7 protein-coding genes are annotated in these 12,194 nt (G+C 60.2%); 6 read left to right on the forward strand and 1 reads right to left on the reverse strand.

The features are described 5' to 3' along the window. Positions 1–2: 2 nt before the first annotated feature. Positions 3–755: an L-cystine ABC transporter ATP-binding protein TcyN gene (gene tcyN, locus ACMGF7_RS17575; protein ID WP_015378232.1), complete on the forward strand. Its 753-nt coding sequence runs from the start codon at positions 3–5 to the stop codon at positions 753–755. A 324-nt stretch (positions 756–1,079) separates the two neighbouring features. Here tcyN and putA read toward each other — a convergent pair whose 3' ends face one another. After that, on the reverse strand, positions 1,080–5,051 hold the full coding sequence (putA, locus tag ACMGF7_RS17580) for a trifunctional transcriptional regulator/proline dehydrogenase/L-glutamate gamma-semialdehyde dehydrogenase (RefSeq protein ID WP_033632771.1): 3,972 nt from the start codon (positions 5,049–5,051) through the stop codon (positions 1,080–1,082). 570 nt (positions 5,052–5,621) lie between these two features. Between putA and putP the strand changes: the two genes are divergently transcribed. From putP to phoH, 5 genes are all read left to right on the forward strand, one after another. Next, complete coding sequence (gene putP / locus ACMGF7_RS17585; RefSeq protein WP_015378228.1) at positions 5,622–7,106, forward strand: sodium/proline symporter PutP; 1,485 nt, start codon at positions 5,622–5,624, stop codon at positions 7,104–7,106. A 243-nt stretch (positions 7,107–7,349) separates the two neighbouring features. After that, positions 7,350–8,195: an iron uptake transporter permease EfeU gene (gene efeU / locus ACMGF7_RS17590; protein WP_004934730.1), complete on the forward strand. Its 846-nt coding sequence runs from the start codon at positions 7,350–7,352 to the stop codon at positions 8,193–8,195. 20 nt (positions 8,196–8,215) lie between these two features. Continuing rightward, the gene (gene efeO / locus ACMGF7_RS17595; RefSeq protein ID WP_049240595.1) at positions 8,216–9,352 is read left to right on the forward strand and encodes an iron uptake system protein EfeO; all 1,137 of its coding nucleotides are present in this window, start codon (positions 8,216–8,218) and stop codon (positions 9,350–9,352) included. A gap of 11 nt (positions 9,353–9,363) precedes the next feature. After that, positions 9,364–10,662, forward strand: coding sequence for an iron uptake transporter deferrochelatase/peroxidase subunit (gene efeB, locus ACMGF7_RS17600; protein ID WP_197763475.1), 1,299 nt, complete (start codon positions 9,364–9,366; stop codon positions 10,660–10,662). A gap of 718 nt (positions 10,663–11,380) precedes the next feature. Then, positions 11,381–12,169, forward strand: coding sequence for a phosphate starvation-inducible protein PhoH (gene phoH / locus ACMGF7_RS17605; RefSeq protein ID WP_015378226.1), 789 nt, complete (start codon positions 11,381–11,383; stop codon positions 12,167–12,169). Positions 12,170–12,194: the final 25 nt, after the last annotated feature.

Raw genomic sequence — 12,194 nt, forward strand, 5'->3', positions numbered from 1 at the left:
GCATGAGTGCCATTGAAGTTAAGCAATTGACCAAGCAGTTCAAAGGTCAGACGGTGCTGCATGGGATCGATCTGGCGGTGGATGCCGGTGAAGTGGTGGCGATCATCGGCCCGAGCGGCTCAGGGAAAACCACCTTGTTGCGCTGCATCAACCTGCTGGAGGAGCCGGATTCCGGCACCATTCGCGTCGGCGATATCCTGATCGACGGCAGCAAGCCATTGAGCAAACAGAAAAATCAGGTGCGCGCGCTGCGCCAGCAGGTCGGTTTCGTGTTCCAGAACTTCAACCTGTTTCCGCACCGTTCGGTGCTCGAAAACATCATTGAAGGGCCGGTTATCGTTAAAGGCGAGGCGAAAGCCAGCGCCGAACAGCGCGCTCGCGCGTTGCTGGCCAAGGTGGGCCTGAGCGGCAAAGAGGCGGCTTATCCGCGTCGGCTGTCCGGCGGGCAGCAGCAGCGGGTGGCGATCGCGCGCGCGCTGGCGATGCAGCCGGAGGTGATTTTGTTCGATGAGCCGACGTCGGCGCTCGATCCCGAGCTGGTGGGAGAAGTGCTCAATACCATGCGTTCACTGGCGGAAGAGAAACGCACCATGGTGATCGTCACCCATGAAATGAGCTTCGCTCGCGACGTGGCCGATCGGGTTATCTTTATGGATCACGGCCGCATCGTCGAACAGGGCCCGGCCAAAGCGCTGTTCGCCAATCCGCAGCATCAGCGCACCCAGCAATTCCTCGACAAGTTCCGGAATCAATAAGGCGTCGGGGGCGTTTCCCCCGACTGCATTCACTCCGCTTTCAACCATTCGTTTCGCGCGGCGGCGGCGAGAAATCCGCTGCGGCTGCCGTATTTCGGATATTACCGAACCCGATAGTCAATGCGTCTCGTAGCGCTTTGATGCGGCCTTCAAGCAGAGTAATCCGTCTATGTTGTTATCGTCCATGAGCAACGCCCCACCCTGTAAGGATAACAAGGCGCTAACGGCCGATCGGCCTGCGGACAATAAAAAACCCTGCACAAGTGCAGGGTTTGCGTAGCTCTGAGCAAATCAGGCTGCAACGCGTGCAGCCTTGAGGATGCGTTAACCGATGGTCATCAGGCTGGCGTTACCGCCGGCGGCGGCGGTGTTGACGCTCAGGGAACGTTCGATCAGCAGGCGTTCCAACAGGATGTTGGTTTCACCGTGGGCGAAGCCCTGCACCGAGACGATGGCGCCGCCGCGCTGGGCGATCTGCTCGCACAGGGTGCGCAGCTGGTCGGCATCGCCGTGGTAGATGGCGGCGTCGAACTCGACCTTATCCTGCTGCCAGTCTTTGCTGAAGGCGATGCGCGCCTGCACATCGTTCGGCAAGCGGCGGAACAGATTGCGCTGCAGTTCCGCTTCCGGCCACAGCGCACAGCTGCCAACCGCCAGCACGGCGGCCAGCTGGATCAGCGCGTCGGCTTCGTTATCCGCCAGGCACAGCACGCGTTCACGCGGCAGCAGGGCATAGGTATTGCGCTCGCCGGTCGGGCCCGGCAGCGGACGTACGGTGCCGCCCTGGCCCAGTTCCGCATAGCGCTGCGCCAATGCCGCCAGTTCGCCGTGCTGGCTGGTGACCGCCCATTTCTCCAGCGATTGCAGCGCCCCCAACAGCTGCGGCCGCGCGGTGGCTTCCATCGGGCGCTCTTCGTCCTGGCGGTGCAGCGTACGTTGCAGCGCGTCGTCCGGACGGTTGGCCAGCAGACGGTACAGGTACAGCGGGCCGCCGGCTTTCGGGCCGGTGCCCGACAGGCCTTCGCCGCCGAACGGCTGCACGCCGACCACTGCGCCGACCATGTTGCGGTTGACGTACAGGTTGCCGACCTTGGCGCGTTCGGTCACCCGGGCGATGGTTTCATCGATGCGGGTGTGAATGCCCAGCGTCAGGCCATAACCGGCGGCGTTGATCTGATCGACCAGCGCGTCCAGATTGTTGCGCTGGAAGCGCACCACGTGCAGCACCGGGCCAAAGATCTCTTTCTGCAGCTCGTCGAAGCTGTCGAGTTCGATCAGCGTCGGCTTGATGAAGGTGCCGCGCGCCCACTCTTTCTCATCCTGCGCGCTGCCTTTGGCGGCCTGGTACACCTTGCGGCCTTTGGCGCGCATCGCCTGGATGTGGCGTTCGATGCCGGTTTTGGCTTCGGCGTCGATCACCGGGCCCACGTCGGTAGACAGGCGCTCCGGGTTACCCATGCGGCATTCGGCCATCGCGCCGCGCAGCATTTGCAGCGTGTGCTCGGCCACGTCTTCCTGAATGCACAGGATACGCAGCGCGGAGCAACGCTGCCCGGCGCTGTCGAAGGCGGAGGCCACCACGTCGGTCACCACCTGCTCGGTCAGGGCGGAGGAGTCGACGATCATGGCGTTCAGGCCGCCGGTTTCGGCGATCAGCGGCGTCGGGCGGCCTTGCGGATCCAGACGACCGGCGATGCTGCGCTGCAGAATGCCGGCGACGTCAGTGGAGCCGGTGAACATCACGCCGCGGACGCGGGCGTCGTTGACCAGCGTCGAGCCGACGGTTTCACCCTGGCCCGGCAGCAGCTGCAGCACGCCTTGCGGAATGCCGGCTTCCAGCAGGATACGCACTGCCTGCGCGGCCACCAGCGGCGTTTGCTCGGCCGGTTTGGCCAGCACGCTGTTGCCCGCCGCCAGCGCGGCGGCGATTTGGCCGGTGAAGATCGCCAGCGGGAAGTTCCACGGGCTGATGCAGACCACCGGGCCCAGCGGGCGGTGGCTGTCGTTGGCGAAGTCGTCGCGCACCTGGCCGGCGTAGTAGTGCAGGAAGTCGACCGCTTCACGCACTTCGGCGATGGCGTTGTTGAAGGTTTTACCCGCTTCGCGCACCAGAATGCCCAGCAGGCTTTGCAGCTGGCTTTCCATCAGTTCGGCGGCGCGTTCGAGGATCGCGGCGCGTTCCGTCGGCGGCGTAGCGAACCAAATTGGGCCGGCGGCCGCGGCGGCGTCGAGCGCGCGGCTGACTTCGCCTTCGGTGGCTTCACGCACGTAGCCGACCACATCGCCCGGCTCGGCCGGGTTGATCACCGGCTGCTCCACGCCCTGATCCAATTCGGCGTCGATGATAGGTTCCGCGCGCCACGGATGGCTGGCGCTGGTGAGCAGGGCGCTGGAGAGTGAGGCCAGGCGCTGTTCGTTGGACAGATCCAGACCGCTGGAGTTAACGCGTTTCTCGCCGTACAGCTCGCGCGGCAGCGGGATGCGCGGATGCGGCAGGCCAATTTGACCTTCGCTGGCCGCCAGCGCTTCCACGGCGCTGACCGGATCGGCCACCAGCTCGTCGAGCGGCAGGGTGGCGTCGGCGATGCGGTTGACGAACGAGGTGTTGGCGCCGTTTTCCAGCAGGCGACGCACCAGGTAAGCCAGCAGGGTTTCATGGGTGCCGACCGGCGCGTAGATGCGGCAAGGGCGGTTCAGTTTGCCGTCGGCCACTTTACCCACCACCTGCTCGTACAGCGGCTCACCCATGCCGTGCAGGCACTGGAATTCATACTGGCCAGGGTAGTAGTTGTTGCCGGCCAGGTGATAGATGGCGCTCAGCGTATGGGCGTTGTGGGTCGCGAACTGCGGATAGATCAGGTTCGGCACCGACAGCAGCTTGCGGGCGCAGGCCAGGTAGGAAACGTCGGTGTACACCTTGCGGGTGTAGACTGGGTAGCCTTCCAGGCCGTCCATCTGGGCGCGTTTGATTTCGCTGTCCCAGTAGGCGCCTTTCACCAGACGGATCATCAGGCGGCGGCGGCTGCGTTGCGCCATGTCGATCACTGCGTCAATGGCGAACGGACAGCGTTTCTGATAGGCCTGGATCACGAAGCCGATGCCGTTCCAGCCGGCCAACTGCGGCTCGAAGCACAGTTTCTCCAGCAGATCGAGCGAGATCTCCAGGCGATCGGCCTCTTCGGCGTCGATATTGATGCCGATATCGTACTGGCGCGCCTGCAGGGTCAGCGACAGCAGGCGCGGGTAAAGCTCTTCCATGACGCGTTCGTACTGCGCGCGGCTGTAGCGCGGGTGCAGGGCGGACAGCTTGATGGAGATGCCGGGGCCTTCATAGATGCCGCGGCCGTTGGAGGCTTTGCCGATGGCGTGGATCGCCTGCTGGTAGGAAACCAGGTAGGCCTGGGCGTCGGCTTCGGTCAGGGCGGCTTCGCCCAGCATGTCGTAGGAGTAGCGGAAGCCTTTTTCTTCCAGCTTGCGCGCGTTGGCCAGCGCTTCGGCGATGGTTTCGCCGGTCACGAACTGTTCGCCCATCAGGCGCATCGCCATGTCCACGCCTTTGCGGATCAGCGGTTCGCCGCTCTTGCTGATGATGCGGTTCAGCGATCGGGACAGATTGGCTTCGTTATGCGTGGACACCAGCTTGCCGGTAAACAGCAGGCCCCAGGTCGCGGCGTTGACGAACAGCGACGGGCTGCGCCCCAGGTGCGAATGCCAGTTGCCGTTGCTGATCTTGTCGCGGATCAGGGCGTCGCGGGTCGGTTTGTCCGGAATGCGCAGCAGCGCTTCCGCCAGGCACATCAGCGCCACGCCCTCCTGCGAGGAGAGGGAGAACTCTTGCAGCAGGCCTTGCACCATGCCGGCGCGGCCGTTTGCACTTTTTTGGTTACGCAATTTCTCGGCGATGCCATAGGCCATTTTATGAGTAGCCTGTGCAAGATCGGCGGGTAATCGCGCCTGTTCGAGCAACATCGGCACCGCTTCGGTCTCCGGGCGGCGATAGGCGGCGGTGATGGCGGCGCGGGTGACTGACTGCGGCAGAATTTGTTCGGCGAAATCGAGGAATGGCTGGTGTGACTCTTCCTGCGCTTGCGGCATAATGTCGTCCGCTTCAGGCTGGCCCGCTGCGGCCAGCGCTGGAATTTCAGGGATATCGGTACCGCTCTCGAGACGCTCGAGGTAATTAAAGATGGCCTGCTTGATGAGCCAGTGCGGCGTGCGATCGATGCGCTGCGCGGCGCTCTTGATCCGGTCGCGTGTTGCCTCGTCGAGTTTCACGCCCATTGTGGTAGTGCCCATGCCTGTCCAACTCCTGTGTTTAGAACCTATCCCATCAGGCTAGACAAACAGCAGGCCGGAAAGCCTGTTGGGATAGGTTCGTGAGATGTGTGGGTTAAGAATGCAGACAATATCCTGCATGTTGCAACTTTGTGCAACCTTGTTAAATCAGGCTGATGAGCGAAGTGTGAGTTTCATCGATTTTTTAACACGGGCAGTTGGCATGAATGTTGCGTTATTGAGCGAATGCGGCGGGGTTTATTACGTCGCAGGCGCTTTACCCTGCGGTATATAAGGGTAATGGCAAGGTGCAACTCATTTTGCTTGTCGTGAGTGCAACCTTTGAGCCCGGTAAATGTGACGCAGGGTAAACTTTGTGTAACTTTGTTGTTAAATATCTTGTTGGTTGATGAAAGGCTCATCTAGGATAACCGACGGTCAACAATTACGGGCAGAAACTATTTTACCTGCACTCGCTCGCAGGCTGCGCCACGTTCCGGCGCGGCGGCCGGTGAAATGCATTGCGCGTGGGTTTACCGGCGCCGGCTTGGCCGGAGCGAAACGCGAATAATAATGAAAGTGGAGAATTAAATGACAATGAGCACACCTATGCTGGTGACCTTCCTGGTGTACATTTTCGGGATGGTGCTGATCGGCCTGCTTGCCTACCGGGCAACCAACAACTTTGATGACTATATTCTCGGCGGCCGCAGTTTGGGCAGCGTGGTGACCGCGCTGTCCGCCGGGGCTTCCGACATGAGCGGCTGGCTGCTGATGGGCCTGCCGGGCGCCATCTTCCTCTCCGGCATCTCCGAAAGCTGGATCGCCATCGGCCTGACCATCGGCGCTTACCTGAACTGGAAGCTGGTGGCAGGAAGGCTGCGCGTGCATACCGAAGCCAACAATAACGCCCTGACGCTGCCGGACTATTTCACCAGCCGTTTTGAAGACAACAGCAAGCTGCTGCGGGTGATCTCGGCCATCGTCATTCTGGTGTTCTTCACCATTTACTGCGCCTCCGGCATCGTGGCCGGCGCGCGCCTGTTCGAAAGCACCTTCGGCATGAGCTACGAAACCGCCCTGTGGGCCGGCGCCGCGGCGACCATCCTGTATACCTTTATCGGCGGGTTCCTGGCGGTGAGCTGGACCGACACCGTACAGGCCAGCCTGATGATTTTCGCGCTGATCCTGACGCCGGTGATAGTGATCTTCGCCGTCGGCGGCATCGATACCTCGATGCTGGTGATCCAGGCGAAGAACCCGGCCAACCTCGACATGCTGAAGGGACTGAACTTCGTCGCCATCCTGTCGCTGCTGGGTTGGGGCCTGGGCTACTTCGGCCAGCCGCACATCCTGGCGCGTTTCATGGCAGCGGATTCTCACCGCACCATCCGCAGCGCGCGCCGCATCAGCATGACCTGGATGATCCTGTGCCTGGCCGGGACCATCGCCGTCGGTTTCTTCGGTATCGCTTACTTCGCCAATAACCCGGATCAGGCCGGTAACGTGTCGCAGAACGGCGAACGCGTGTTCATCGAACTGGCGATGTTGCTGTTCAACCCATGGGTGGCGGGCGTGCTGCTGTCGGCGATTCTGGCGGCGGTCATGAGCACCCTGAGCTGCCAGCTGCTGGTATGCTCCAGCGCGATCACCGAAGACCTGTACAAGGCGTTCCTGCGCAAGGGCGCCAGCCAGCGTGAGCTGGTGTGGGTCGGCCGCGTGATGGTGCTGGTAGTGGCGTTGATCGCCATCGCCTTGGCGGCCAACCCGGAGAACCGCGTGCTGGGCCTGGTGAGTTATGCCTGGGCCGGTTTCGGTGCCGCCTTCGGCCCGGTTGTGCTGATCTCGGTAATGTGGTCGCGCATGACCCGCAACGGCGCGCTGGCCGGCATGCTGGTCGGTGCGGTGACGGTGATCGTCTGGAAACAGTACGAATGGCTGGGCCTGTACGAAATCATCCCTGGCTTCATCCTGGGCTGTCTGGCCATTGTGGTGGTGAGTCTGATGGGCCGCCAGCCATCCTCAACCATGACCGAACGTTTCGATCAGGCGGAAGCCGAATACAAAACGGTATAACGCCGTTTGATGTCAGTCGGCAAGGGGCGCGCAGAGCGCCCCTTCTTTTTGCCTGTTTGCCCGTCATTCGGCTGTAACACCTGGCGACATTTGATTAGAAAAAATCACGCTTGTGCCTCTTGTATTTCTTTTTGCCAGAATGATAATCACTCTCGTTGTATTTTACGTTTCTTTACATACTCGCCGCGGCTCATTTCGAGCCGGTTTTCTCTGCCGCCGCGGTCTTTTCAGGGGTGATTAGTTATGTTCGTTCCCTTTCTTATCATGTTCCGTGAGGGGCTGGAGGCCGCGCTGATCGTCAGCCTGATCGCCAGCTACCTGAAGCGCACGCAGCGCAGCCAATGGCTGGGCGCGGTGTGGATCGGCGTGATTGTCGCCGCGGCGCTGTGTCTGGCGCTCGGCATCTTCATCAATGAGACCACCGGCGAGTTCCCGCAGAAACAGCAAGAGCTGTTCGAAGGCATCGTGGCGGCGGTGGCGGTGCTGATCCTCACCTATATGGTGTTCTGGATGCGTAAGGTGTCCAAATCGGTCAAGGTGCATCTGGAAGGGGCTATCGATCAGGCGCTCAGCGCCGGTAAAGGGCAGGGGTGGGCGCTGGTGGCGATGGTGTTCTTCGCCGTGGCGCGCGAAGGGCTGGAGTCGGTGTTCTTCCTGCTGGCGGCGTTCCAGCAAGACGTGGGCGCCGCGGCGCCGATCGGCGCGGTGCTCGGCCTGGTGGCCGCCATCGTGCTGGGCATGATGATTTACTGGGGCGGGGTGAAGCTGCACCTGGCCAAATTCTTCAAATGGACCAGCCTGTTCATTCTGTTCGTCGCCGCCGGCCTGGCCGCCGGGGCGATCCGCGCCTTCCACGAAGCCGGCCTGTGGAACCACTTCCAGGACATCGCCTTCGATTTCAGCAACACCCTGTCGACCCATTCGCTGTTCGGCACCCTGCTGGAAGGCATTCTCGGTTACCAGGAAGCGCCGACGGTCAGCGAAGTGGCGGTCTACTTCCTGTATCTGATCCCGGCGCTGATTTTCTTTTTCCTGCCGCAGCGCGCGGAGCCGGCAGCGGCCCCGGCGCAACGTAAAATCAATCATTAATGTTTAATAGGGAATCTCGTATGTCTACTCCGTTATTTCGCCGCAAGGCGTTGCACGCAGCATTACTGGCTATCCCGGCGTTTGCGCTGAGCATCGACGCCTTGGCGGCGGACGTGCCGCAGGTCAAGGTTACGGTTAACGACAAGCAGTGCGAACCGATGCAACTGACGGTCCCGGCCGGCAAGACACAGTTTGTGGTGCACAACACCAGCCAGAAAAACGTCGAATGGGAAATCCTGAAAGGGGTGATGGTGGTGGAAGAGCGCGAGAACATCGCGCCGGGCTTTACCCAGAAAATGACCGCCACGCTGGAAGCGGGCGAATATGACATGACCTGCGGGCTGCTGAGCAATCCGAAAGGCAAACTGATTGTCACCGCCGCGGCCAACGGCGCCACCGACGGCAAGCCGAACGCGCTGGACCTGGTCGGCCCGATCGCTGAATACAAGGTTTACGTCACCAAAGAAGTCGATGGGTTGGTGAAACAGACCAAGCTGTTTACCGACGCGGTGAAGGCCGGCAACGTGGAGCAGGCGCGCAAGCTGTATGCGCCGACCCGCCAGCACTATGAGCGCATTGAGCCGATCGCCGAGCTGTTCTCCGATCTGGACGGCAGCATCGACGCCCGTGAAGACGACTACGAGAAGAAAGCGGCGGACCCGAACTTCACCGGCTTCCACCGTCTGGAGAAGGCGCTGTTTGCCGACAATTCGACCAAAGACATGAGCCAATATGCCGATCGTCTGTATCACGACACCGTTGAGCTGCAAAAACGCGTGAGTGAACTGACCTTCCCGCCGAGCAAAGTGGTGGGCGGCGCAGCCGGGCTGATCGAAGAGGTGGCGGCCAGCAAGATCAGCGGTGAAGAAGACCGTTACAGCCGCACCGATTTGTGGGACTTCCAGGCCAACGTCGACGGCGCGCAAAAGATAGTCAATCTGCTGCGCCCGCTGCTGGTTAAGGCCAATAAGCCGCTGCTGGACAAAATCGACGCCAACTTCAAAACCGTGGACACCATTTTGGCGAAGTACCAAACCAAAGAGGGTTATGAGTCCTATGAGAAGCTGACCGATGCCGATCGCAATGCGTTGAAAGGGCCGATCACCACGCTGGCGGAAGATCTTTCCCAGCTGCGCGGCGTATTGGGTCTGGACTGAGGCATAGGGTTATGAGCAACAAGGCAGGCCCGAATAACGGGCCGCATCCGCAATCGCAGGGGGCGGCATCGCCTTCGCGCCGCCGTTTGCTGCAAGGGCTGGGGCTGGGCGCGTTGGCGCTGGGCGGCAGCCGCCTGGCGCAGGCGGCGGGTAACGCGGCGGAGCCGTTGGCGACGCCGCAGGATGAGCGCTGGCAGAAACAGCCGTTTTATGGCCGCCATCAGGCTGGGGTGCTGACGCCGCAACAGGCGGCGATGATGCTGGTGGCGTTCGATGTGCTGGCGACCGACAAAGCGGGGCTGGAGCGCCTGTTCCGGCTGCTGACCGAGCGCATCGCCTTCCTGACTCACGGCGGCAAGGCGCCGGAGGTGGACGCCAAACTGCCGCCGCTCGATTCCGGCATCATGGGGCCGGAGATTTACCCGGACAACCTGACCATCACCGTCTCGGTCGGCGCATCGCTGTTTGATGAACGCTTTGGTCTGCAGGCGCAAAAGCCGCTGCGGTTGCAGAAAATGACCCGCTTCCCCAACGATGCGTTGGACGCCGCGCTTTGTCACGGCGACCTGCTGTTGCAGATCTGCGCCAACACCAACGAAACGGTGATTCACGCGCTGCGCGACATCATTAAGCATTCGCCGGATCTGCTCAGCGTACGCTGGAAGCGGGAGGGGTTCATCTCCGCGCACGCGGCGCGCAGCAAAGGCAAAGAGACGCCGATCAACCTGTTGGGTTTCAAAGACGGCACTGCGAACCCGAAAACCGACGACAAACCGCTGATGGATAAGGTGGTGTGGGTCGGCGACAACGTCGGTGAGCCGGCGTGGACGGCGGGCGGCAGCTATCAGGCGGCGCGCATTATTCGTTTTCGCGTCGAGTTTTGGGATCGCACGCCGCTGCAGGAGCAGGAAACCATCTTCGGCCGCGAGAAGCACAGCGGGGCGCCGCTGGGCATGAAGCGTGAACATGACGAGCCGGACTACGCGAACGATCCCGACGGCAAGGTGATCCCGATGGATGCGCACATCCGGCTGGCTAATCCTCGCACGCCGGAAAGCCAAAGCAACCTGATGCTGCGGCGCGGCTACAGCTATTCCCTTGGCGTCTCCAATGCCGGCCAGCTGGAAATGGGGCTGCTGTTCGTCTGCTATCAGGCCGATCTGGAGAAAGGCTTCCTGACGGTGCAAAAAAGGCTGAACGGCGAAGCGCTGGAGGAATACATCAAGCCGATTGGCGGCGGGTATTTCTTCGTATTGCCGGGCGTGAAAGAGGGCAGCGATTATCTGGCCAGCGGCCTGCTCAAGGCCTGAAGCCGGAATAACGAGGCGGGATCTTCCGCCTCGTTTTACGTTTGTCTTACCCGCTGCAGGGGGGTAGTTAACGATGAAACGCAATTCAATGCTTTGCCAGCAGATAAAAAAACACCCATCTCCGCTGCTTTTGGTTGCGCAAAATTTAATCGGGAAACCAAAGTGTCATTCGCGAATTTTAATTGTAATTCATTGATATTTATTGATTATAATTTTATATGGAATAATGTCTTGGGCGTGATATAGTGTTTTTGCGTTAACTGAAAACAAAAGACATTAAATTTTTTTACATTTTAGTAACGCTGTGGGGTTGAATGTCATTATACTGTAATCATCTGGCGGTAGTTTTCACACGGTGCACAGCTTGAAGCTGTAAATATCACTGCGGGGATCGCTAATGGTAAAGTCCTTGGTTGGGCTGGAAAGAAAAAATAACACATCTCCCCTGATTTCTCGTTGTAACGAGGGTTCTCTCTCCGACTCTCTTTTACCGGCAACTCCGCACCCTTATCGCTACCGAATCTCATCACTTTTTACTCCACGTTTATTGATGCAGTCCGCGTTGTCCCGTGAAGACACGGCGCTTAAGCGTTGCCGTCGATTCACCTTGTCCCTTGGCTCTTATTGGCTCGGAGGAGGCCAAAACCTAATACGTGTGTGAAACATAATCGCGCGGCCTGGCCGTTGCGGTAGGTGAAACAAACTGTAAGGTGCCACTATGGGTAGACAGAAAGCAGTGATCAAAGCACGTCGTGAAGCGAAACGCGTTATTCGTCGTGACGCTCGTAGTCATCGCCAGCTGGAAGAAGAGTCTGTGACCTCGCTGGTGCAAATGGGGGGAGTCGAGTCTATCGGCATGGCGCGAGACAAGCGCGATAGCTCACCCATCGAGGCTAGAACCGAAGCTCAGGGTCATTACTTATCAGCCATAGAGAATAAGCAGCTGATCTTCGCCACCGGCGAAGCCGGCTGCGGCAAAACATTTATCAGCGCCGCCAAGGCGGCGGAGGCGCTGATCCATAAAGAGGTGGATCGGATTATCGTTACCCGTCCTGTTTTGCAGGCGGATGAAGACCTCGGTTTCTTGCCGGGGGATATCTCCGAGAAGTTCGCCCCTTATTTCCGCCCGGTGTATGACATTCTGGTGCGCCGTTTGGGCTCTTCCTTTATGCAGTACTGCCTGCGCCCGGAAATCGGCAAGGTAGAGATTGCGCCGTTCGCTTATATGCGCGGACGCACCTTCGAGAATGCGGTCGTTATCCTGGATGAAGCCCAGAACGTGACCGCCAGCCAGATGAAAATGTTCCTGACCCGCCTGGGGGAAAACGTGACGGTTATCGTTAACGGCGACGTGACCCAGTGCGACCTGCCGCGCGGCGTAAAATCCGGCCTTAGCGATGCCCTGGAGCGCTTCGAAGAGGACGAGATGATCGGCGTCATCCGCTTTGAAAAACAGGACTGCGTACGCTCCGCTTTGTGCCAGCGCACGCTCAACGCTTACAGTTAACCTACCCGCTACTGAAAAGGCCGCT

Origin of the sequence: Serratia sp. BNK-17, from assembly GCF_048684935.1 — a bacterium.
GTDB lineage: Bacteria > Pseudomonadota > Gammaproteobacteria > Enterobacterales > Enterobacteriaceae > Serratia > Serratia nematodiphila.

What these genes read in the sequence shown, in the direction of transcription:
- phoH (WP_015378226.1), top strand. Translation starts at nt 11,381, where the DNA reads ATGGGTAGACAGAAAGCAGTGATCAAAGCACGTCGTGAAGCGAAACGC.
- efeO (WP_049240595.1), top strand. Translation starts at nt 8,216, where the DNA reads ATGTCTACTCCGTTATTTCGCCGCAAGGCGTTGCACGCAGCATTACTG.
- putP (WP_015378228.1), top strand. Translation starts at nt 5,622, where the DNA reads ATGACAATGAGCACACCTATGCTGGTGACCTTCCTGGTGTACATTTTC.
- efeU (WP_004934730.1), top strand. Translation starts at nt 7,350, where the DNA reads ATGTTCGTTCCCTTTCTTATCATGTTCCGTGAGGGGCTGGAGGCCGCG.
- efeB (WP_197763475.1), top strand. Translation starts at nt 9,364, where the DNA reads ATGAGCAACAAGGCAGGCCCGAATAACGGGCCGCATCCGCAATCGCAG.
- tcyN (WP_015378232.1), top strand. Translation starts at nt 3, where the DNA reads ATGAGTGCCATTGAAGTTAAGCAATTGACCAAGCAGTTCAAAGGTCAG.
- putA (WP_033632771.1), bottom strand. Translation starts at nt 5,051, where the DNA reads ATGGGCACTACCACAATGGGCGTGAAACTCGACGAGGCAACACGCGAC.